Source organism: Pseudoalteromonas sp. SG43-4 (assembly GCF_014164325.1).
Taxonomy (GTDB): Bacteria; Pseudomonadota; Gammaproteobacteria; order Enterobacterales; family Alteromonadaceae; genus Pseudoalteromonas; species Pseudoalteromonas distincta.
Map to the genome: position 1 here is coordinate 24650 of NZ_JACJFB010000018.1, position 23904 is coordinate 48553.

The 23904-nt window shown below is 39.7% G+C and carries 19 protein-coding genes, 1 pseudogene and 2 riboswitches; of the genes and pseudogenes, 11 read left to right on the plus strand and 9 right to left on the minus strand.

Annotated elements, in window-relative coordinates; genetic code table 11:
* Nucleotides 1-23: 23 nt before the first annotated feature.
* Nucleotides 24-196: riboswitch (Lysine riboswitch) on the minus strand.
* 101 nt (nt 197-297) lie between these two features.
* On the minus strand, nt 298-1545 hold the full coding sequence (nhaD, locus tag H5160_RS16000; RefSeq protein WP_182737964.1) for a sodium:proton antiporter NhaD: 1248 nt from the start codon (nt 1543-1545) through the stop codon (nt 298-300).
* A gap of 222 nt (nt 1546-1767) precedes the next feature.
* On the opposite strand from nhaD, the gene H5160_RS16005 reads away from it, so the two are divergent.
* From H5160_RS16005 to H5160_RS16020, 4 genes are all read left to right on the plus strand, one after another.
* Nucleotides 1768-3039 (plus strand): hypothetical protein, encoded by a 1272-nt coding sequence (locus tag H5160_RS16005; RefSeq protein WP_101217584.1) that lies wholly within the window; start codon nt 1768-1770, stop codon nt 3037-3039.
* A gap of 3 nt (nt 3040-3042) precedes the next feature.
* Nucleotides 3043-3591, plus strand: a complete 549-nt coding sequence (locus H5160_RS16010) for a condensin complex protein MksE (RefSeq protein WP_182737966.1) — start codon at nt 3043-3045, stop codon at nt 3589-3591.
* Entirely contained in the window at nt 3588-6365 is a 2778-nt protein-coding gene (locus tag H5160_RS16015; protein ID WP_182737967.1) for an ATPase, read from the plus strand. The genes H5160_RS16010 and H5160_RS16015 overlap by 4 nt, the downstream gene beginning before the upstream one ends.
* 108 nt (nt 6366-6473) lie before the next feature.
* Nucleotides 6474-7025 carry a DUF4136 domain-containing protein gene (locus H5160_RS16020; protein ID WP_182737969.1) on the plus strand — a complete coding sequence of 184 codons (552 nt, stop codon included), beginning with the start codon at nt 6474-6476 and terminating at the stop codon, nt 7023-7025.
* A 426-nt stretch (nt 7026-7451) separates the two neighbouring features.
* Here H5160_RS16020 and H5160_RS16025 read toward each other — a convergent pair whose 3' ends face one another.
* Nucleotides 7452-7940, minus strand: coding sequence for a peptide-methionine (S)-S-oxide reductase (locus H5160_RS16025; RefSeq protein ID WP_182715797.1), 489 nt, complete (start codon nt 7938-7940; stop codon nt 7452-7454).
* A 340-nt stretch (nt 7941-8280) separates the two neighbouring features.
* Between H5160_RS16025 and H5160_RS16030 the strand changes: the two genes are divergently transcribed.
* The gene (locus H5160_RS16030; RefSeq protein ID WP_182733705.1) at nt 8281-10131 is read left to right on the plus strand and encodes a TonB-dependent siderophore receptor; all 1851 of its coding nucleotides are present in this window, start codon (nt 8281-8283) and stop codon (nt 10129-10131) included.
* A gap of 384 nt (nt 10132-10515) precedes the next feature.
* Here the strand turns inward: H5160_RS16030 and H5160_RS16035 are convergent, their stop codons facing one another.
* Nucleotides 10516-10779: a YkgJ family cysteine cluster protein gene (locus tag H5160_RS16035; RefSeq protein ID WP_182733704.1), complete on the minus strand. Its 264-nt coding sequence runs from the start codon at nt 10777-10779 to the stop codon at nt 10516-10518.
* A gap of 169 nt (nt 10780-10948) precedes the next feature.
* Here H5160_RS16035 and H5160_RS16040 point away from each other — a divergent pair, with 169 nt between their 5' ends.
* The 3 genes from H5160_RS16040 to H5160_RS16050 all read left to right on the plus strand — a co-directional run bounded on the left by H5160_RS16040 (nt 10949) and on the right by H5160_RS16050 (nt 16389).
* Entirely contained in the window at nt 10949-12127 is a 1179-nt protein-coding gene (locus tag H5160_RS16040) for an efflux RND transporter periplasmic adaptor subunit (RefSeq protein WP_182737970.1), read from the plus strand.
* Nucleotides 12128-12129: 2 nt separating this feature from the next.
* On the plus strand, nt 12130-15279 hold the full coding sequence (locus H5160_RS16045; protein ID WP_182711579.1) for an efflux RND transporter permease subunit: 3150 nt from the start codon (nt 12130-12132) through the stop codon (nt 15277-15279).
* 219 nt (nt 15280-15498) lie between these two features.
* Nucleotides 15499-16389 carry a dienelactone hydrolase family protein gene (locus H5160_RS16050; protein WP_182737972.1) on the plus strand — a complete coding sequence of 297 codons (891 nt, stop codon included), beginning with the start codon at nt 15499-15501 and terminating at the stop codon, nt 16387-16389.
* Between the two features lie 54 nt (nt 16390-16443).
* On the opposite strand, the gene H5160_RS16055 is transcribed toward H5160_RS16050, so the two are convergent.
* The gene (locus H5160_RS16055) at nt 16444-17379 is read right to left on the minus strand and encodes a LysR family transcriptional regulator (RefSeq protein WP_182737974.1); all 936 of its coding nucleotides are present in this window, start codon (nt 17377-17379) and stop codon (nt 16444-16446) included.
* A 133-nt stretch (nt 17380-17512) separates the two neighbouring features.
* Here H5160_RS16055 and H5160_RS16060 point away from each other — a divergent pair, with 133 nt between their 5' ends.
* Nucleotides 17513-18538, plus strand: a complete 1026-nt coding sequence (locus H5160_RS16060; RefSeq protein WP_182737976.1) for a zinc-binding alcohol dehydrogenase family protein — start codon at nt 17513-17515, stop codon at nt 18536-18538.
* A gap of 362 nt (nt 18539-18900) precedes the next feature.
* Nucleotides 18901-19557, plus strand: a complete 657-nt coding sequence (locus tag H5160_RS16065) for a nitroreductase family protein (RefSeq protein WP_182715806.1) — start codon at nt 18901-18903, stop codon at nt 19555-19557.
* Nucleotides 19558-19670: 113 nt separating this feature from the next.
* On the opposite strand, the gene H5160_RS16070 is transcribed toward H5160_RS16065, so the two are convergent.
* Together H5160_RS16070 and H5160_RS16075 are read right to left on the minus strand one after the other, a co-directional pair.
* Nucleotides 19671-20072, minus strand: a complete 402-nt coding sequence (locus H5160_RS16070; protein ID WP_096792864.1) for a hypothetical protein — start codon at nt 20070-20072, stop codon at nt 19671-19673.
* Complete coding sequence (locus H5160_RS16075; RefSeq protein ID WP_232525520.1) at nt 20069-20509, minus strand: T6SS effector amidase Tae4 family protein; 441 nt, start codon at nt 20507-20509, stop codon at nt 20069-20071. Before H5160_RS16075 ends, H5160_RS16070 begins: the two co-directional genes overlap by 4 nt.
* A gap of 189 nt (nt 20510-20698) precedes the next feature.
* On the opposite strand from H5160_RS16075, the pseudogene H5160_RS16080 reads away from it, so the two are divergent.
* Nucleotides 20699-20950, plus strand: a pseudogene (locus tag H5160_RS16080) (nitroreductase family protein); the annotation flags it as partial.
* Nucleotides 20951-21030: 80 nt separating this feature from the next.
* On the opposite strand, the gene ribB reads toward H5160_RS16080, so the two are convergent.
* From ribB to greA, 3 genes are all read right to left on the minus strand, one after another.
* Nucleotides 21031-21684 (minus strand): 3,4-dihydroxy-2-butanone-4-phosphate synthase, encoded by a 654-nt coding sequence (gene ribB, locus H5160_RS16085; RefSeq protein WP_182671740.1) that lies wholly within the window; start codon nt 21682-21684, stop codon nt 21031-21033.
* A gap of 246 nt (nt 21685-21930) precedes the next feature.
* A riboswitch (FMN riboswitch) is annotated at nt 21931-22102 on the minus strand.
* Nucleotides 22103-22178: 76 nt separating this feature from the next.
* Complete coding sequence (locus tag H5160_RS16090) at nt 22179-23237, minus strand: S66 peptidase family protein (RefSeq protein ID WP_182737977.1); 1059 nt, start codon at nt 23235-23237, stop codon at nt 22179-22181.
* A 158-nt stretch (nt 23238-23395) separates the two neighbouring features.
* Nucleotides 23396-23872 (minus strand): transcription elongation factor GreA, encoded by a 477-nt coding sequence (gene greA / locus H5160_RS16095; protein ID WP_182737979.1) that lies wholly within the window; start codon nt 23870-23872, stop codon nt 23396-23398.
* Nucleotides 23873-23904: the final 32 nt, after the last annotated feature.

Here is a 23904-nt window from a genome sequence, read left to right on the forward strand (position 1 = left end):
AAGGAATGCTTGAAGATAAGTCCACTGCCAGAAGCTCTCCACCTATATTGGTGACAGTTTTGAGGATTCAGCCCCATAAACCGAAAAACAATGACGACGTACCATTATTTTCCTCGGCGAGTACTTCCCTCCTTAATGATCATCGGCTTTCGTCGCCTAACATTAAGTACCTAAGTATCGCACCTCTTCTGAATGCTTTATTAACCAGTGGCTAATAAAACAAAACCCCACTAAGTAGCGGGGCTTTGAAAGTTATCGTTTAGACGTCTAGCTGTCAAGCATTTAATAATTTATGAGTTAAATAAAACTGCCCATGTAATACGAGCCCGCATATCCAACCGTGTAACAAATTAATAAATGCAGCGATAAACGCAAGTAGCTCATAAAGGTAAGCGCTTTAACTTTACTCATGGCAATAATGCCCGCAGCCGAACCAATAATAAGCATTGAACCGCCCACGCCCGTTGCATACGTAAACGACAACCAGTGTTGTTGGCTCATTACTATATTGGCTTTTAATAATGCAGCGGTAAGCGGTACGTTATCGACCCCAGCTGATAATATGCCCATTAAGTAGTTTGCGTATTCTGGTGCCATTACCGTGTATAGATCGGTAAATTTACTCAACATACCAATTTCTTTAAGTGCACCTACAAGTAAAAGTACGCCTACAAAAAACAATAATGTGTCGTATTCTATATCGCGAACAAAATCGATTATGTCTTTGTTTATGTCTTTTTTACGCATTAAAAATTGCGCCACTAAAAACATCACTGATAAGCCAAACAAAAAGGTTAATAGAGGCGGTACGCTGTAAATTACACTCAGCGTAAGTGTGCTCACTACGGTAGATAAAAATATAACAGCAATGGTTATGTCGGTTTTTTCAATGCGGATTTTACCTGCACTAGCAAACTCAACACGCCCTTTCATACCTATAGACAGTAACGCGGCAAGCAGCATAACGCTTGCAAGTGCTGGCGCTATAAGTAGTAATAAATGAGCAATGGTTACTTTGCCATCTAAAAATATCATTAGTGTGGTTACGTCACCGGTTATTAGCGATACCCCACCTGAGTTAACTCCAAACACAATAAGCGTGGCGTATTTAATGAGTTTTTTAGGTTCAAGCTTTAACGACATAACAACCGCAAGCGATATAAGCGTCGCTGTTACGTTATCTGAAATCGACGAAAACAAAAACGCAAAACCACCCACCAAAAACATGAGCTTTTTTTCGCTAATACTTTTTGGCATAACACGGTGCACAATATTTTCTATAAACCCCTTTGAATTTAAATACGCGACAAAGGTCATTGCAGCCATTAAAAATAGCCATAATGAGGCAATTTCTAAAATATTTTCATTTAAAAGATGTTGAATCGTATCGGGACTTTGCCCGTGTAGGGGGTATATAAAAAGAAGAATCCAGCAAAGCGTACCAAAAAACAGCGTGGTTTTAGCTTTATTTACATGGATTATATCTTCTATAACGATCAGTAAAAATGCAATCGCTATCAGGGTTAGAATAATCGAGGAAACCATGGTAGTTAAACAACCTTTGATATAGTTTTAAAGAACACACAAATAACATTCCATTTCATGTGCCTATTTTCGGCGCGAATTTTAGCACTGCCTCTATGCAAAAACTATTATTAAATGGTCTTAAAAACGAATACTATATACAGACAAGGTTAATTAAAAATACGTAATAATGAGTCTTCTAAAAGAACTCAATAATAAAATACTAGGATGTTGTAACCCCTTATGATCCCAGCTAAAAAGCTGCTAAACACCATAACCGAACATTGGGGTGTATTAGAGCTATTATTTAAACGTTTTAAAATGGCTGACTTTAGCCTAAAAGACGTACAAAACGCGATTAAGCAAAAGCAGCCTACGTGGTCAAACGAACGCATTTATAAAGAAACAAATCGTTTGTTAAACCAAGATATTTTAATTCCACTGGCTAAATCCTCTCAGCTTGAAATAAATCGTGCTATTGCTGATTTTGCTACTTTTTTACTGCAAGAAGAGCATTTAGGTTTAGCGCAAGAAATTAGCGTATTAGTAGAGGACCTTGCTCGTTTAGGTAACCGCCTAGATAACGCTGGCGAAATAGAAGACTTTGACGACTTGCGCCGCTACAGCCGCATTATGGATGATCGGGTGCGTAAAATAATGAAGCTCTATACGCACAACGAAAACGCTATTTTAAATATTGTTGAACAAGCCAAATCAAATAATGCAGTGCAATCGCTGCAAAAGCGTTATAAAGCGGTAATAGAAGCCTTTGACGAATACATAGAGCCAATGCTTGAAATGGTTGATATTCGTGGTGAGTTTCATGCATGTTTTACCCTCATTGAAGAGCAAATAAGTAAGCAAATACTGCACATTGAGCGCTCAGGTAAAGCGTATAACGACAAACGTATGCTGGAGCAATTACGTACCCGTATACTCGAAATGCATTTAATGGGCCGAGAAAGCTTACGTAAAAGTGCCGATATGCTTATGCCACTGCGCGAGGAGCTACGCCGTAATAACTTAATTACTCGCCAAGCAGCCAAAGTACTTGGGCTTGTACGTAAAAATGGCGTAGACAATATGCTAAGTGCTGTGCAACCACATTTTGTAAGCGACGCGCAGCGATATTCGCTTGGTCAGCAACGCCATATTGTGGCTTACATGGCAAGCTTGGTTGAATTTGAACACGAAGAATACCAATTGCCTGACCAGCAAGACGTGCCTGCATTTGTTACGCCTAATATTCCTGACTACAACGATGTCAAAACCAGCTTTGCTAAGCGCTTTAATAAAAAACGCAAAAAGCCGCAGCCCTTGCTGCAATTTTTAGACGAAAGCTATCCAGATCTCGATGCCGACGAAATGCTATTTTTGTATCAAAAATTAGTCAGCGACAGCGATATTAAAATAATTCAAAGCGATGAAAAAGCCCGCGTAAAAATTGCCGGTCAGCACTTTTCTTTATATCCATTTAATTCAGAGCCTCAGCCAGATTCAAAGGCAGGTAAATAAACCATGACACACATAAACTTAGACGAGCTAACCCATCTACAAGCCATTAATAAAAAATTAGTAGCGGGTTATCACATTTGCGAGCAAGACAACGTAATGTGGCAAGAGCTTGACCAACGCATAGAAGACTACACCGCCCTATTTACCGCTTTAGGTAACGATTTAAAACACGACAGCCGTGGCTTTTATTATTTTGGTAGCGACGAAAGCACACCCAATATGGGCAAAATATCTCGCGCTATCGCGCTCACCATTTACATTTTAATTGAGCACTACGCCAATACGGGTAAAGACCCAATGCGCGCATTGTTTGACGACGTAAACGATTTAGAGCTTATGCAAACGCTGGTGCAAATTAACAAACATTTGTTTGATCAGCTTGAGATATTTTCGGGATCGGATTTGCGTAAAGACGTTTACCTGCGCATGGTGCGCTTAGGTTTAGCCCGTGAAGTAGAAGGCGGCTTTATGCTACAAGCGCCAATTCACCGCTACATAGATGCACTCATGGAAGTAAACGAAGAAACCTACATTACAGAGGACGAGGAATGAAAAATCTATACGGACTAAGCAAACTCGCCCTACTTAACACTGCAGGCTATGCAAAATGTGTGATCCCGCTTGATAAAAGCAGCTCTATTTGCGCGCCCAATAACACCGGTAAAAGCTCGGTTATTAACGCCCTGCAGTTTCCGCTTATTAACGATTTGCGCTTAACAGAATGGGACGGACACGATTTAGATGAAACCCGTAAGTTTTATTTTTCATCCGATCAGTCCTACATTTTACTAGAAGCTAACTTGCCTCATGGCTCGGTAGTAATTGGAGTTGCAGGACTTGGTAAAATTGCCGGTTACGCGCATCAGTACTTTTGTTATCAAGGTAAGCTTGATTTAGAGCAGTATACGCAAGGTAAAACTATTATTAAATTTACCAAGCTGTTCAACCATTTAAAATCGCTTAACTACAACCCTATTGAGCTTAAAGCACAAGAGTTAAACGCGCTACTTACTGGCGGCGCAACGCCTTTTGACGGCGACATTAACCTAAAAATGATCCCGCTAAATAATGTACAAGACTCTTCTATTTATAAAGAAATATTTAGACGTATTCTTAACTTACATAAATTGGGCGCAAGCGACGTAAAACGCTTTATGCTACGCGTGTTTGAACGCCATATGTCGAACTCTAAGGTCGACTTTTATGAAGTATGGCGTCGCTCGTTTGATAAAGTAAACCGCTCAAGACGCGAATTAAAAGCCCTTGAGTCAATGCAAGAGCCAATAGCAGCGCTTGAATCAATGCTTGAAAACCAAACCGTGCTTAAAGGTAAATTAGCCGCATACGCACCTAAAATTGACCAAGCACTGATTGATTTTGATACTTATCAAGAGTCGCAACTTAATGAGTTGGGTATAGCCCTTGAAGATATAGAGCACGAAAAACACGAGTTTGAGCAAAAACAAAGCCTATACGTACAGCAATCGCGTGATATAGAGCGCAGACAAACTCAAATTGAGCAGTGGTTTTTAGATTACGATGCGCTTAAAAGCGAGTTTGAACTGGTAAATAAAGCCACGCTTAAAACCAGCCTGACTCAGTTAAAACAAGATTACGAGTCGCTTTCGCACTCTATAACAAGCGCACAAGGGCAAAGCCTACACACACTTGACTACCGCATTAGCGAAACACAAAAACAAATTAAGAGCCTAAAGCTACAACTTAAAAACCTTGAGTTTAATTTGTTTACCCGCATGCGCGAAGACCTCTCGTTAAAAGAAGTAGAGGAAATATCGCGCATTTTAAACCCCGATATTCTCTCATTTGCGACCACCACTAATGGCGATATAACCATTGATGACGAAGACGCGTTTGGTGAATTTTTATCGCTACTTAGCGAAAACGTTAAAGGCGGCGTATTAAGGCTACCAGGTGCGAGCATTAAGCTTAAAAAGCTCTCGCCTGTGCAAATGCAAAGCGGCGAAAACAAAGAGCAATTAACCGCTCAGCTAAATGCACTTGAGCACTCACTTAAAGAGTTTAAGCAACAGCGCGATGTTGCAGCAAACGTTGCCGACAAGCAAAAAGAGAAAGACGCGTTATACGATGAGCTTATGAGCGCAGAGAGCGCCCTAAAACGCTTAGAGCAGTTTGAGGTAATGCAGCAATCGGTTGAAGCGCAAGCCATGCTAAAAGAGCAGTTATTAGCTGAGCGCGAACAAGTTGACGACTACTTGCAAGATATTCAAAAAAATAGTGGCTCAATTGCCGATCGTCGCTCGTTAATTAAATCGAAACAAGAGCAAATTAATCGCCAAACTGAGCGATTACGCCAAGTTAAGAGCGAGCGAATTGATCACACGCTTGATTTATACAGCGGTAAAGTAACTCCATACATGATTGATATTACGGTCGACTTTGATAACTTAAGCGACCTTGTTCATCATTTTAATAAAGACTGCCAAGAACTGCGTAATTTTGACATAAACGTGCGTAATACCTATTTGCATGTATATAACGCGGGTATTACTAAATTCGACAACGAAAATGACGAATATACTAAATACCAAAAGCTAATAAGCGCCTTTCATAATATTGATAACGAACGCGATGCTGTTGAGCGCCAAGCACGCGTTGCGCTTACCGAAGTGGCCGCAACTATAAAAGGCTTGCGAGAAGATTTAGACCGACTTCGCCGCGAAATGAATAGCTTTAATAAAGGCATAAGCCAGCACCGTATTTCAAACCTGCAAGCGTTTAAAATTAACGTCATACCGCGCAAAATGCTGGTTGATAGTATAGATACCATTATCAGCACGTCGCATCAGTTTGAGCAAGGCGACACGCTTGATTTACTTAGCCAAGAACCTTACAGCGAAAGTGCGGTAAACGAAGCAAAAGATCACTTAATTAAACTCGCATCAGATAAAGCGGGCTTAACACTTACCGATTTATTTGATATTCGATTTGAAGTAGTTAACCGCGCAGGTGAAACAGAGCACTTTGAAAAAATAGATTCTGCAGGTTCAAACGGCACACGTATTACGATTAAGTTATTGTGTGGCATGTTGTTTATTCGTTACTTATTAAGCGATCAGGAACAAAACCTTTACCGTATACCTATTTATATTGATGAAGCGGCCGACATTGACCCGCAAAACCAAAAAGCAATCATAGAAACGGCACTGAGCTTTGGCTTTGTGCCAATTTTTGCCTCGGTTAAACCGCAGGTAAGCTGTGATTACATTGTACCTATTCGTTCAGTAAAAGATGGCGCCCAAAACTGGGTAGACGAAAAAGACTGGATTGAAGTTGAACACAATTAATTGGCCGTTAAGGCAAACCAACTAAACTAAAATATAGGACGTTTAAATAATACACATTTAAACTATGTGTGTTATTTTAAATTAATGCATTTTATTGGAGCAAACGTAATGAAAAATATACTTATTGTTGCAGCGCTAGCACTACTTACAGCCTGTACACAAACCCCTGATTGGGATTACGATAAATCAGCCAACTTTAGTAATTTTAAAACATTTGCTTGGGTAGAAAACGCCAGCCTAACTAAAGACACAAATAACTACCAAATTAATGGCCTAATGGAAAAACGTGTTCGCACTGCCGTTAACGCAGAACTGAGCCAAACACTAGGTATGAGCTTAGTTGATGCAGCAAATGCTGATGTACTTGTTAACTATCATGCATCGGTAGATAAAGAGCTTGAAGTAGATACATTTAATGTAAATTACCGCCCGCATTGGGGTTATTGGGGTACTGGTTTTCAACGTGATACAACCGCGCGTGAATACGAAGTGGGTACGTTGATTATTGATATTGTAGATCGTGAATCTAACCAGCTTGTATGGCGCGGCGCAAAAGAAGGTCGATTAAAGAAAAATCAATCGCCAGAACAACGTGAAGCATCAATTAATAAAACAGTTAGCGAAATTTTAAGTAACTTCCCGCCGCAAAAGCAGCTGTAAGTTAAAATTAGCTATAAGTAAGTTTTAAAAAAGCTCACAGTTCGTGAGCTTTTTTGTGGATGTGTATTTTTGGGCTTACAGACTTAAGTAATTACGAGCTACGCTCGTCACGTCAGCAAGCTGCACGTCTACAAAATACCGGATTAAACTTTACCTGTAGGCGCTATGCTTGCTTGCGCGAGAAGCGATAGCTTCTAATTACTTTATAGCGCTATATTCCATCTTAAATTACGAGCTGCGCTCGTCACGTCAGCAAGCTGCACGTCTACAAAATACCGGATTAAACTTTACCTGTAGGCGCTAAGCTTGCTTGCGCGAGAAGCGATAGCTTCTAATTACTTTATAGCGCTATATTCCATCTTAAATTACGAGCTGCGCTCGTCACGTCAGCAAGCTGCACGTCTACAAAAAAACACCGTGTTAAATTTACGATTTATACTTATGCAGTAACTCAAGCGGTATATGGCAGTAATCATCAGGGTGATTAGTTAGTCGGTCTTGATGCTCAGGATCGCTTGGCACGTAGTTAGTTAGCAGCTCTACCCCTACCACAATTTTATCGGCATCACTGCGCTTGTTTATATAATTGCTTGCTGCATCTAAATGGCTTTGGTTTTTGCTATAAATGGCAGTGCGGTATTTAGGGCCTACGTCATCCCCTTGTTTATTAATACTGTATGGGTCAATAATTTCAAAAAAGTAATCATACAGCTTATTTAGGCTAACGACTTTTAAATCAAAAATGACCTTTACGCATTCGGCATAACCATCGTATTCGCCGTCAGTGGTTTTGCTTGTACCATTAGCGCGACCTGCTTCAGTACTTATTACGCCTGGTAAGTGCTTTAAAAACTCTTGTACGCCCCACAGGCAGCCACCAGCAAAGTAAATAGTATTTTGTTGTGTCGTATCCATTATAAATGTTACCTAATAAGTAATTATACCGATTGCATTAAAATAATGTTCTATTATAGCGCCAAGAAAATAGCGCAATAACAAGGCGAAAATTATGACATATAGTTGTTCTATATAAATAACTTTTAACGCAGTGAGTGCGCTATTTAATACGATAGAATGACCATGTTTTTAATAAAGCCGGTATTACGTAAATGGTTATCAAATGCAGTTATTAACAAATTAATGTACAATCGCGCACAAAATGACTGCTGTTACATTTAATTATTTTATCATGCTCAAATATAAGCTTTGAAATTAATTGTAACCGCAGCTACAAATAAAAAATGACGAGAAACACATGAATCGCACACCACACCTTATAATACCTGCAATATTATGCAGCGTTACTGCATTTGCTAATGCTAATACGCTATCTGATGAGTCGGCAATCGAGAAAATAACGGTTGAGGCCTCACCCACTGCAAATAAGTTGCCAGTAGGTACATTCGACTCGCCTATTTCTAATTTAGAATATGACCCCCGTGTTGATTTACAATCGCGTAATATGGCTGAGGCGCAGGCTGATGTAACTATTCGTGGAGGGATTTTTGAAAACACCGGTTTTAGAGTAGGAAGCGTTACCCTGCTTGACCCGCAATCTGGGCATTATTTTGCTGAAATACCCATTGCACCGCAAATGCTAACCGGCCCAGATGTTTTAACCGGTGCCGATAACGCACTTTACGGTATGAATAGCTCTGTAGGTACAGTTTCGTTTGGTTGGAAACCGATTATTACTGGCGGTAGTGTATCCCTTGGTACTGGTACAAACGACTTTAATCTGCAAAGTATTCACGCTGCTAAAAACACACAACTTGATAGCTTAGCTAACTATACTCTGGGCTTTGAAGGTGAGTATTCTCATTCGCAAAGTGATGGCACCATTGATAATGGCGATCATGACTTCTCGCGCGCCTCAGCTCGCGTGCAATTAGCAAGCGAGCATAGCCAAACAGATTTGTTTTTTGGCTCACAAGATAAGTTTTTTGGCTGGCCTAACTTGTACACCCCTTTTGGCGTTAACGAAACTGAAGATTTAGAAACCCGTCTTTGGATGCTTAATCACAAGCAAAACTACGCTGATAACAGCAACTTTGAAGTATCTGCTTATTATCGTACCCATGACGATCACTATATTTACTCGCGCGAAAATCCTAGTGCATTTGAAGCTTTTCATAAAAGCGAAGTTAAATCGTTTGGACTTTCGGGTCGCCATGCACAAAGCGATGCACTGGCAATAAATTACTCTGCACAATTTATTGATGACTCGATTGAATCAACCACACTTGAAAACAACTTTACCTCACGAAAGTATTACAAGCTAAGTATATTGCCCCAATACACAATAGCGCAAAAAAACCAACAGCTTACCTTTCGTTTAGGCGCAGCCTATGACGATACAAATCGTGATGATGCTGAAGTATCAGCTATTGGTGACATAACCTTAAACACCCAAAATAGTGACGGCACAGCACAAACCCTTTACTTATCATACGCGCAAGCGAGTCAAGTTGCAGGCTACACAGCCATTGGCGGCAGCGACTCTGGCGGGTTATTTAGAAGTAACTACAACCTTGAGCGCGAAACCACATCAAACTTGGAGCTAGGTTTATTACTTGAAGAACAAAGCTGGCAGTTAAACTCGGCTATTTTTTATCGAAAAGATAATAACTTGACCGATTGGACCTTTAATTTTGATTCAACCTCAGCGCGCTTTGCAAACCCAGTAGATATTGATACTGCAGGGGTTGAATTTTTAGCGACTAAGCACTTTGATACAGCAAAGCTTATAGCAAGCTACACCTATTTACATAAATCAGAAAACTACGGCGCAGCCGATATTGATGCCAGCTTTTACGCGTTAAACTTTCCTGATCACCGTTTAACACTTGGCGCTGTGTACAACCCAACTGATATTTTAGAATTTAGAATAGATAACGAATGGCGTACACAACACAAAAATTCACTTAGAAACGGCAATGACAATGCGTTATTTACCCAGCTAACGCTTAAAATAACGCCGCCACAGTTGAGTAATTTATTTATCACCTTAGCGGCAGATAACTTATGGGATGAGTCGTTTGAAGAAATACCAGGTACACCTGGGCGCGGTGAGCAATATACGTTAAGCGCAACGTATAGCTGGTAGAAAATAAAGCCAGCGTTTACGAACTCAATTTATACTTTGGTTTGTAAACGCTGTGTTTATTTATATAAAAGTGCAGTTTTTAGGAAAAAAATATTACACAAAGAGAAAAGAATTAGGAGTAAATGAGAAAAACAAAAGCCAACTATTACTTTAAATTAATCTCCTCCTCTAAAAGCGCAGCGCCTCCTCCCCTCTTTGTGAATAAATCAGTTTTACAGGCTTTGCCTGTCACGTAAGCAAGCTTCACGTCTACAAAACAAACACAAGCCTACACTTTGGCGGTAAACGTAGAGCTTGCTCGCGTGAAAAGCGCAGCTTTGAATGACGTAAAATAAATACTCAGTAATAAAATAAGTGTAAATAGATGTGTATTAAAAACGAGGATTAAGTTAGCTCTTCAAGCTCTGTAATAAGTGCTAGAGCTTGCGCGTTTGTTGACCCGCACACATCAAGCGTGGCACTAAAATCGCTACATACTTTTGGTCGACTTTCATCACCAAATAACTTACATAAATTACCTTCGTCCAGCTGAATACAACGCTCTCCGGCTTTTTTACCATTTGGCATACCTGGAATAGGCGAACTAATACTTGGCGCAATACAACATGCGCCGCAGCCTAGCCTGCAATTCATCGATTCGGTTTTCATAATTTCCTCTGTATAAAAAACACTTACTTTAATTTCTTTTTAGGAACTTAATTAGTCACATAGTGAGTTGTAACACACACATGTAATGCTTTGTTACATCTTAAAACAGCTTGTAAACACTTTATTGCGTATTATTGCTCTGTCACCACCAATTATGAAGGAATGCCTTGTGGCTACTAAAAAACAAATAATACTCCCAATCGCTGTTTTAGCAGGCGGTATTGCTTTAGCTTTCGCCTTTATGGCAATGAAAAAACCACCCGAAGAAAAGCCAGAGCAAGATTTACGTCCTTTAGTAGCAACACAACGCGTACTTTTAGATTCTATAACGCTCGATGTTAAATCGTACGGCATTGTTAAACCAAAATATCGTACCGAGCTAATAGCACAAGTTAGCGGGCAAGTTATTTCGGTATCAGATCAATTTGTAGAAGGCGCGTTTGTAAAGCAAGGCGATATTTTAGCACGAATTGATGCAAATGATTATGAGGCTGACTTTATTGAAGCGCAAGCGGGTTTAGCACAAGCAAGCTCAGCACTTGAAATAGAACGCGCGCAAGCACATGTCGCTCAAGCTGAGTGGGAGCGCATTAAGTCAGACTCAAGCGACGCTATTGCATCAGAACTTTATTTACGAAAACCACAGCTGGCAGAAAAATTAGCGCGTTACCGCTCTGCTCAAGCAAGTGTTAAGCGTGCTAGCCGCAATCTTGAGCGTACTTATATTAAAGCCCCATACGATGCCATTATTAATGAGCGCACAATTAGCTTGGGTTCAGTAGTAAACCCAGGTAATAGTTTTGGCGCACTAAGCGCAACCTCAGTTGCAGAGGTACGTTTACCGGTTGCCGATCAAGAACTGCAATATTTAAAAAATGGCGGCGTAGGCTCAAATGTTACATTTAACGCAGAATACGCAGGTAAACAAACAATGTGGCAAGCCAAAGTAATTCGCACCGAAGGTGTGGTTGATCAAACAAGCCGCATGAGCTACTTGGTTGCACAACTTGCAACACCTTATGGCGACAAAACACGCCCTCTTCGTTTTGGTTCGTACATTAACGCTACCATTGAAGGTCGCCCGCTTGATAACGCAATTATTGTTGCGCACCACTTAGTTAAAGATAATAAAATTGTAATTTTAAATGACGATTTAACATTGTCGTTTAAAACCCTCAATATTATACGCGAACAAAACGGCATGATTATAGCTAGCCAAGGGTTAAACAATGGCGAGCAAATTGTTACCTCAGCGCTTGAATACCCAACTGAAGGTATGGCAGTAAAAATTGAAGATATTGCGCCTGATAAAACTGATGTAACTCAACTTGCGCTGAAAGAGGAATAATCATGAACACTCGTGAAACAGGGTTAATAGCATGGTTTGCCCGAAATCCCGTTGCTGCCAACCTACTAATGATATTTATATTAGTAGGCGGTATTTTAATGGCGATGACCATTCGCAAACAAATGTTCCCACAGTTTGAAAGCAACTGGATAAGCGTACAAGCGGTTTACCCAGGTGCAGCCCCGCAAGAGGTTGAAGAAGGCATAACCATAAAAGTTGAAGAAAACCTCGAAGGTATTGAAGGCATTAAACGCCTAATTACGTACTCTAACCGTGGTTTTTCACAAGCGTGGATTGAAATAGAAGAACAATACAATCCACAAGAAGTACTTGATGAAATTAAAGTACAAGTTGATTCAATAAACACCTTTCCTGCGGGGATGGAGCGCCCTGTTGTGCGCCGCGATAAGTTTGAGCAAGAGGTAATGATACTCGCGCTTTACGGCGACATGAGTAATTACCAGTTAAAAGAGCTTGGCAACGATATAAAAGACGAGCTACAAGCACTGCCTCACGTTAACCTTGTTAATTTTAACGGCGGCTTAGAATACGAAATTGGTATAGAAGTCAGCCCTGATAAACTACGCGAGTACGGATTAACATTTAGAGATATTGCAGGTGCTGTGCAAAACTTTTCGGCAAATATGTCGGCGGGGCAAATACGCTCTGAAAATGGTTATATTTCGATGCGTGTTGAAAAACAAGCCTACCGTGGTTTTGAGTTTGAAAAACTGCCACTTATTACCCTTGCTGATGGCGCACAAATTTATTTAGGCGATGTTGCAACTATTAATGATGGCTTTGAAGAAGGTCTACAATATTCAAAATACAATGGTAAAAATTCACTCTCGTTTGAAGTAAACGCATCAAAAGATCAAGACATTACCGATGTAGCAAAAGTACTTAAAAGCTACATGGCAACTAAAGAGCCACTTTTACCTGCAGGCGTTAAGCTCTCTCCTATTGTTGATTTAACTTACTACCTTGAAGGTCGACTCGATATGATGGTCGATAACATGATTTGGGGTGGCTTGTTAGTAATGATAGTGCTGGCACTATTTTTACCGCTCCGCTTAGCATTTTGGGTAATGATGGGTTTACCGGTGTCTTTTCTGGGCGCCTTTTTGTTTATGCCTATTGGCTTTTTAGATGTAACAATTAACCTAGCCTCTCTTTTTGCCTTTATACTTGTACTCGGGATTGTTGTTGATGACGCCATAGTTGTGGGCGAGTCAGCCAGTGCCGAAATAGAAAAATACGGCCACACACTTGATAACGTTGTACGCGGTGTAAAACGCGTTGCGATGCCAGCAACCTTTGGTGTGCTAACGACTATTGCTGCATTTTTACCACAAACACTCGCAACCGGCCCTGGTGCTGCTTTTTCTAAGGCCATTGGTGGCGTGATTATTTTATGTTTGATTTTTTCACTCATTGAATCAAAACTTATTTTGCCTGCACATATTGCAGCAATGAACCCACGTAAACCAAATCCTAAAAACCTATTACATCGCTTACGTATGGTGATTGATAGCAGCTTAAAAGGCTTTGTGAATAACTACTACCTTCCTTTTGTTAGCCGCTGTATTCATTATCGCTATACAGTGATTGTCGGCTTTATGTGTTTGCTTATTGTAAGCGCAGGTATGTTTGCAGGTGGTTTAGTTAAGTTTGTACCAAACCCTAAAATACCGCACGACTTTCCACGTATTGATATAGAAATGAACCTTGCTTCATCTGAGCAAGCAACGCTTGAAACCGCACGTAAAATAGAAAGCGTGTTGTTAAAGGTCGATCAGCAACTACAAGAGCAATACGGTAAACCGATGATCCGCGATTTATCGGTAAGCCTGCGCGGGCGAACTGAAGCAAATATTATGGCCATTTTGGTAGAGCCTGACTTACGCCCTATCGACACCTTTGCCCTAAGTGCGTTATGGCGCGAGCAAATGCCCGCCCTACCAGGCATTAAAACCATGACCATTCAAGACAGTATAATGAATGGCGGTCGAGATGATGGCGACGTTAGCTTTAAACTTGAAGGCAAAAATGCTAACGAGCTAAAAGAAGTGGCTGGTAAATTAAAAGCCAAATTACAAACAATGGAAGGTGTTGGCGACGTAAACGACTCAATGCAAAGTGCCACCGACGAAGTGCAACTTGATTTAAAACCACTCGCTTATAGCATGGGTTTAACGCTTGCTGATGTCGCATCGCAAGTTAGCTTTAGTTACTACGGCTTAGAAGCGCAGCGAATATTGCGTGAAGGCGAAGAAATTAAAGTCATGATCCGCTATCCAGAAGACGAACGTAACTCAATTAGTGACATCGCAAGTGTGCGTATTATTACACCTACTGGCGCTGAAGTACCGCTAAGTGAAGTAGCCGAAGTTAAGCTTGTTGACGGTGTTAACCGTATCCGCCGCGAAAACTCTAAACGTACTGTAAACGTATGGGCTGCGGTAAATACCGACCAAGCCGAACCATTTGCGATTGCAGAAGAAATTCGTGATGAATACTTACCAACATTACTTAAAAGCTACCCTGGCGTTACAAGTGATGTAGCTGGGCGCATTCAAGAAGAAATGGATAGCGCTTCAGAGCAGCTTCGTGATTTTGGTATATCAATGATGATTATATTTGCTTTATTAGCGATTCCACTTCGCTCTTACTCGCAGCCACTTATTATAATGTCGGTTATTCCGTTTGGTGTAGTGGGCGCTATGTTTGGCCATATGATTTTAGGTATGACCATGAGTAGCTTATCGATGTTTGGCATTATTGCTGTAGCGGGTGTGGTCGTAAATGATTCCCTCGTTATGGTTGATTTTGTAAACAAAGCCCGCGCTGAAGGTGTTGCAATTAAAGATGCTGTAATGCAAGCCGGTGCTCGTCGCTTTAGAGCAATATTACTCACCTCAATCACTACCTTTATTGGTGTAATGCCAATTATTTTTGAAACGAGTTTACAAGCTAAAATTGTTATCCCAATGGCTGTATCACTTGCTTTTGGTGTGTTATTTGCCACAGTAATTACACTGATACTTATACCGTGCCAGTATGTTGCACTAGAAGATGCTAAACGATTAGTACGTAAAATGCGTGGCAAGCCACCACTAGTAGATGCCCAACCAGCGCCTACTCACAGCTAAATTAAGTAACATCCCAACCAAAAAAGCTCGGCATATTATGTCGAGCTTTTTATTTTTAGCTTAAAAATGATATTCACCTATTTGCTAACATTACTTATTTTTTAACACGCAGGATTAATTACCAGTCCTAATAATTGATAGAAATATTGCTCGTTTTTTATCTCTAATACGTTATGGTATTTAAATAATAAATAGACATAATAAAATTAAGGAACAGCCATGAATACATCTCCCTCTGATCACATTCCTCAAGAAGCCTTTGATTGGTATGACGAGTACGCCCACGGTTTAATGGACCGACGTACTTTTATGAAAAAACTCGGTGGCCTTGCTGCACTTGGCTTTTCGATGGCTGTACTTACATCGGCATTATTACCTAATTACGCACTGGCTGAACAAGTGTCGTTTAACGATGACGATATAACGGCAACGTACGAAGAATTCGATTCGCCAGACGGACACGGTAAAGGCAAAGGTTACTTAGCAACCCCTAAAAATGTAGAGGGTAAGCTTCCTGTTGTACTCGTGGTACACGAAAACCGTGGATTAAACCCTTACATAAAGGATGTAGCAAGACGCTTAGCTAAAGTAGGCTTTATTGCATTTGCACCCGATGCGCTATTTCCTCTAGGTGGTTACCCTGGTAACGATGATGAAGGACGCGCTATGCAAAAAACCATGGATCGCGCTAAAATTCAAAACGATTTTGTTGCCGCAGCGCACTTTTTAAAATCGCATGCTAACAGTAACGGTAAATTAGGCGCTGTCGGTTTTTGTTTTGGTGGCTACATTGTTAATTATTTAGCGGCAGTAGATAGTAATTTAATCAGCGCTGGCGTGCCTTTTTACGGCACTCCCGCCAGTGAAAGTTTACGTAAAAATATTAAAGCACCGTTAATGATTCAATTAGGCGAGCTGGATAAACGTGTAAACGCGTCGTGGCCACAGTACGAACAAGATTTGAAAGCTAATAATGTTGAATACACTATGCATATGTATAAAGGGGCAAATCATGGTTTTCATAATGACTCGACAGGTCGCTATGATAAAGACAATGCCGAGCTTGCATGGCAACGTACCGTTGAGTTTTTTAATAAAAAGCTAAGTTAACGAATACGATAAATGCCACCAGCTCTAAGCCGGTGGCATTATTAAGTAGACTAATTAGCTCAGTACGCTTTTATCAATAATTCCTTTATTGACCAACTGCTGCAAAATAGCTTGGGATTTTGCTCTGCATACATCACGTAGTAAACGCACCGCTGGGGTTATTGACTGCCTACTTGGGCAAATAAGCCAAAGTTCACCATTAACATGTTGATAATCTTGCATTACAGTAACCACCCTGTCATTGAGTAAATCATCGGCTATATCAAGGGCTGATTTTACAGCCAAGCCTTTACCCGCAACGCACCAGCGCCTTACTAAATCGCCATCGTTTGAGGCGCGCCTGCCATTCATTTTAACTTTATATTTTGACTCACCATCGGTGAATTCCCACGTATTATTTATAATATCCTGCAACTGATAAAACAAACCTTGATGCGACGCTAAATCATCGGGATGCATGGGAGCCCCGTTTTGTAAGAGATATTCGTCAGTTGCACATAACAAGCGCGGTACGTTACAAATTTTGAATCCATAAACGCTAGCATCATTAGGCGAGCCATAACGAAGCGCTATATCAACTGAGTCACGGTAAAAGTCGATATTACTATCACTTATATGCGTTCTTAAACTTAGCTTTGGATAAGTGTCCATGAGTTCATCAATCCATGGGATCACTAAGTTACGGCCTAAGTCAGATGAAAGGGCAACCCGCAACTCCCCTTCAATTTCGTCGTGCTCACCTTTTAGATTTTGCTTTGCAAGCTCAAGTACAGCTAAAGCCTGCTCACATTGTGGTATGTAGCGCTCCCCAGCAGCCGATAACCTTAAATGACGTGTTGTACGAACAAACAGCTCGCTACCAAGGGCTGCCTCAACACGTTTAATAGCAGCGCTTGCTGTGGCTGTACGCATATCTAACTTAGCAGCTGCGAGCGTAATACTTCTAAACTCAGCTACTTTTAAAATAAGTTTTAAATCTTCTATGTTCATATTATCTATTTATATTTGATAATGATTCAACAATTATGCGGTTTATCTATATTAAAGCAAGGTCTACTATATATCCATCAGCTAGCCAAAGCATGGCTTGCACCTTATATGTAAACGAATTAGGACACTTATTATGAAAGCCATTGGTTATAAAAAATCTCTTCCTGTTTCTAATCCTGAATCGTTAATTGATGTTGAATTACCACAGCCAGTTGCAACAGGTCGCGATTTATTAATTAAAGTTAAAGCTATTGCAGTTAACCCAGCAGATTACAAAGTGCGTGCATCTATGCCCCCTGCTGATGGTGAAGTAAAAGTTATTGGTTGGGATGCCGTTGGTGAAGTTGTTGCCACCGGCGATGCTGTAACGGCATTTAAACCTGGCGATGCTGTTTACTACGCAGGTGATATTACCCGCCCAGGTAGTAATGCAGAATTTCAATTAGTGGATGAGCGCATTGTAGGGTTCAAACCACAAAGCTTAAACAATGCTGAAGCTGCTGCATTACCCCTTACTGCAATAACAGCGTACGAATTATTATTTGAGCATTTAAACATTGTAAAACAAGCAGCTGATGCAAAAACAAAATCTGACGAAGTTATTTTAGTAACAGGTGCCGCAGGCGGCGTTGGCTCTATTTTTATTCAGCTTGCTAAAGCGATTACTGGTGCAACAGTGATTGCCACTGCATCGCGTGAAAGCTCACAAGCATGGGTTAAAAAACTAGGCGCAGATTATGTTGTTGATCATACAAAACCATTACCCGCTCAAATTGACGCATTAAACATTGGCTCGGTAACACATGTAGCAAGTCTGCACAGTACTGATACTTACTTTGAAGCGTATACAGAGGTACTTGCACCCTTTGGTAAAATTGCAATGATTGACGATCCTGAGTCATTAGATGTTAGTAAATTAAAAATGAAGAGCTTATCGCTACATTGGGAATTTATGTTTGCCCGCTCAATGTTTAATGCCAAAGATTTAATTGAGCAAAGCAAGTTATTAAATCATGTTGCTGAGTTAATTGATCAGGGCCATATTCAAACAACGATTGGTAAAAATTTAGGCACTATAAATGCGGCTAACCTGCGTATTGCACACGCAGAACTTGAAGAAGGTCGCTCTATTGGCAAAATAGTGTTGGAAGGTTTTTAATTCCATAAATACTAAATACGCGCTGCCTGAATTAATTGAAGGCACCAATGTAATTGGTGTCTTCAACCAATATTTCGGGGTGGCTATTAGTGTATTTATATTTATTAAAGAAACTATTACCTAATAATATTTGATAATGATTCAACCATATACCTGTTTATCATATTGTAATAACCCACTACTATCCGTACCTAGCTATATTGATAGGCCTTACTTTACGTAGATATCAATTGAATCAAATAAGTAAAGTGATTTAAAAACACGATATTATTTTTGTAATAAATTTTTAAAAGGGTTTGTTTTTACTAAAACTGACTCAACATAGTAAATACTGGTAAAACACCTACTCAATGGAGAAACTAATGACTCACCCTATTCTTAATGACTTAGAAAAGCGTTACACAGCAAAACGTTACGATGCAACGAAACGTGTATCTCAAGACGATTTAGCCGTTATTTACGAAGCTATGCGCCTATCTCCATCATCTATTAACTCGCAGCCTTGGAAATTCATCGTAATTGAATCAGATGAGGCTAAAGAGCGTATGCATAGTACATTTGCTAATAAATTTGCGTTTAACCAGCCACATATTAAAACAGCTTCGCATATAATATTATTCGCTCACAATCCTAAATATACCCGCGATGACTACGCACAAGTTATTGATGCAGATATTAAAAATGGCCGTACTAAAGCAGAAAATCGCGAACAAGCTTTTGGTGCTTATGCGTTTGTTGATATGAATACTGATGAGCAAGGCGTTAATGAAGAGTGGACTAAAGCACAAACTTACATTGCACTGGGTAACACTATGCATGCCGCTGCACGTTTAGGCATTGATTCAACTCCAATGGAAGGCGTAGATGCCGAGCTGATTGGCGAAGTCTTTGAAAAAGAACTTGATGGTTACGTATGCGACGTCGCATTAGTACTTGGCTATCACGATAGCGCTGAAGATTATAATGCTAAGCTACCTAAATCTCGCTTGGCTAAAGAGCAAGTTATTCAGGTTTTATAAGTAATACTATATTAATAACAGTTTTCAATTAAACCACTTATTATAATAAGTGGTTTTTTATAATCCGTAAGGTATATGGAGTAAGCGAGAAAACTGTACTACTCTTTCATAGATTAATATTGGACAAATTGTTGATAAAACTTTTCATCTAAACCAATATCAGGACACACTAAACCTTTATCTTTCAGTTTAGATAGAGAAAATTTATTACTAACGACTATAACAGCCTGATATTCCAGTGAACATCTATCACTCTCTTTTACTGACCATCTTTTTAATTTCTCTAATTTAGCCGGGGCTCCAGAAATAATATAAATTTTACTTTCATTAAATTGAAAAAAATTTTTCTTGCCATTTTCAGTTTTGACTAATGAGCATGGAGGTGACAACTGTAGTTTTTCACTATTATTGTCCATTGAAACTTCGCAAATTTCAGCATCTAAAAGTATGCCAGCGTTTATATTTGAACAAGAAAATAAAAGTAACATAGAGCTAAATGTTAATTTATTTCTCATACTAAAATTTCCCAAAACCAGATCTCATCACCTAAATTCAGCCAATCTGTGTTACCACCCTTTAGGTACTCCCCATCCCACAAGTCAATGTGATCAGTATTACCCCAGCCATTCATTATAAATATAATTCCTTTTTTATCTTTCAACTTGGATAAAGCGCCCCCTTTAATTACTTTTTTAGTACCAAATGCAGTGCTACGAGGAGAGTCAATCCAATTTGCAAGCTCCTGAGCTGCCAAGATATGTCTAGGACTATGCTTTAAACCAGGGTAGCACCGGCGTTGAGGATACATACTATCAAAAGACGAAGTATCTATTCCTGACTTTTCTAGCGCAACCCCCATGCGAATAGCGCATTGATTTCCAAACAGAGATTTATCACAAGGTGCGTCAGGATATGGATGATTAGACCAAAGTTTATTAAATTTAACGATCATATTATTAATTCCTTTTATATAAGTTAACGTCAATATAGCATGGCATTAACTCGCTTACAAAAGCAAAATAAGCCGTACTATCTTTCACTTATACTATAACGTTAGCACTGACAGTTAACATGTAATGTCACACACTTTAATTAGCCTCTCAAATAAAGTCTGGAAGTTTTCTTAAAAAATAACAATTATTCGAGGTGGACTAAAGCACAAACTTACATTGCACTGGGTAACACTATGCATGTCGCTGCACGTTTAGGCATTGATTCAACCCCAATGGAAGGCGTAGATGCCGAGCTGATTGGCGAAGTCTTTGAAAAAGAACTTGATGGTTACGTATGCGACGTGGCATTAGTACTTGGCTATCATGATAGCGCTGAAGATTATAATGCTAAATTACCTAAATCTCGCTTAGCAAAAGAGCAAGTTATTCAGGTTTTATAAGTAATACGTTATAAACTTAAATGATAACAATATTAAAAAACCACTTATTTAAATAAGTGGTTTTTTTGCTTTAAAGCAGTTTAACTTACTTTGCGCTGTGCAGCCTGAATGTATTGCACTAAATCTTCAATAGAAACAACGGTCATATTATGTTTATTAGCATAATCACTCACCTCAGGTAAGCGCGCCATTGAACCATCAGGATTTGTTAGTTCGCAAATTACGCCAAATGGTTTTAAGCCGGCAAGTTGCATTAAATCAACGGATGCTTCGGTATGACCGCGACGCACTAATACGCCACCCGTTTGTGCCTTTAAACCAAATACATGCCCTGGGCGGGATAAATCACTTGGTTTTGCATTATCCGCTGTCGCTGCTTTTATAGTAGTTACTCTATCAGCAGCAGATACGCCTGTTGTTACGCCATGCTTAGCTTCAATAGTGACTGTATAAGCGGTGTTATTTTGACTCGTATTGTTAGCTACCATTTGCGGTAAGTCGAGCTGTTTAATGCGCTCATCCCCCATGCATAAACAAACAATACCGCTGCCTTCGCGGATCATTTCGGCCATTTGAGAAGTCGTTAGGTGCTCAGCTGAAAAAACAAAGTCGCCTTCATTTTCACGGTTTTCATCATCAACGACAAGTACGCCTTGGCCTTGCTGTAGTGCAGTGATTGCGCTTTGTACGCGGGTATGGCTTTCGCCGAATTGAGTAAGTAGAGACTGAATCATCATTATATTCCAAATAAAAATAATAGATTCAGGACTGTGAAAGGATCAGTAATACATCACTTAAATTTAAAGCGATCACTACCAAAATAGCTTAAATAAAATAACAAAAAGCACGCAGCAAAATGCAGCGCACACTGTTATACCAATAACATTAAATTAGTGACTAAATATAGCGCAAAGAAAAATAGCTCAATTAACGCGATACAAGGATCATGTTTTTAATTAAATTGGTTTTAGTATAATAAGCCATATTCTCTTTCATCCGGACTGTAACCGTCGGCTCTGGCATCTCACCAGATCTGCTTGACCTTTACTTAACCTAAAATAAGTTAAATAAAGCGCTCGCGGGCTCGTTTAAGTCATAAAAAACATTAAACATACCGCCGGTGGGGAATTTCACCCCGCCCTGAGAATTTACAGTAAGCATTAGCAGTTACTGTAGGCATATTATACGCTTGTATTTATTTGTTTTTCAAAACTAAATACAATAAAAACTACGAAAGTTGAATATTTAACGATGCGCGATCTACTATACCTTCATTTATATCAGCAACTAGCGTACAGGTAGCACCATTGACCAAATTTAAGTTAGGTTGAACGTGCCCTATATCGGCATCAAAAATTACAGGAAATAAACACCCACCTAGCGCTACATCTAACGCATGGCGATAATCAAAGGCATCGTAATGACCTTGTGTTATTTCACTTCGCCCTAAAACCAAACCATTAATGTCGTCAAATATGCCAGCTAATTTTAATGACAGTAAAAATCGTGCAACGGTTGTAGGTGTAAGTTCTGAGTTTTCAAGGTATAAAATAAGCCCTTCGGGCGCACTGTCCTTTTTAAATTCATGTAGTGCTAAAAATGGTGAGTCGAGCAGTAAACCTACTGTATCTAAACATCCGCCAAATAAGCGACCTGACATTTCTATGGTGCGTTTATCTGTGTAGTTTAAACATTGCCATTTTGTTGGCTCGCTAGGACTTAGTAATTCATTTGGGTTTTGCGCGTAGCTAGGCTTGTTTTTTTGATATAAAGAGGAAGGCCCTTGCTCAAATTTACTACCCGCTTCGTAAGTAAGGGTTTCGAATATTTGTAAGCTATACGGATTTTTTTCATCAGGATGCAACTGCATAAGGTTAGCACTGTGCAGGGTCGCCCATTGGCACTTAGCCGTTAATGCACAGGCAATAGTACTCACATCAGAAAAGCCAACTAACCATTTAGGCTTTGCTTGTTTAATGGCATTAAAATCAAGCAGTGGCAGTATTTCCATTGCCAGCTCACCACCCATTGGCGGCATAATTGCATCAATTTCTTCATCTAATAAAAAGCCCATTAATTGCTGAGCATGTGCTTTAGCATTAAGCTGTTCACGCGGTTTGTTTTGACGTGAAAACTCGCCTTCAACAACATCATACCCTCGATTTTTTAATCCATTTATAACAATGTCTAATCGTGCATGGAACTTTTCTTTCAGACCTGCTGAAAGCGAGCAAATAGCAATTTTAGAGCCTACTTTTAAAGGCGCTGGGTAAAGTATATTAGCCATTGAGTGTTCCTTTTAATGAAGTGATTATGTACCTATATCATCATGCTCACTCTTTATGCAATATGAACACCCTTATCAGTATAGTGATTTATTTAGGGCATAAAAAAACCGATGTAAATACATCGGTTTTTATTTAAAACGTTAAAGTGAGTTATGCGTTAAAGATACTCAACTTCAATGATTTCGTACTCAACGATACCTTTTGGCGTTTGGATAGACACTGCGTCGTCCATTTGTTTACCAATCAAACCACGCGCTATAGGCGAGTTAACAGATATTAAATTGTTTTTAATATTTGCTTCATCATCGCCCACAATACGGTATTTTACTTCTGCATCGGTTTCTACATTTACAATAGTTACCGTAGTGCCAAAGATAACTTTACCAGTATTCGGCATTTTAGTTACGTCGATAATTTGAACATTTGAAAGCTTTGCTTCAATTTCTTGAATTCGACCTTCACAAAAACCCTGTTGCTCACGCGCAGCGTGGTACTCAGCATTTTCTTTTAAGTCACCGTGTTCACGCGCAACAGCAATGTCGGCGATAATTTTTGGACGGGTAACTGTTTTTAATTCGTTAAGCTCTTTGCGCAGTAAATCTGCGCCACGAACTGTCATCGGAATTGATTGCATACTTTTCTCACTTAACACCAAGGCCCTAGTTG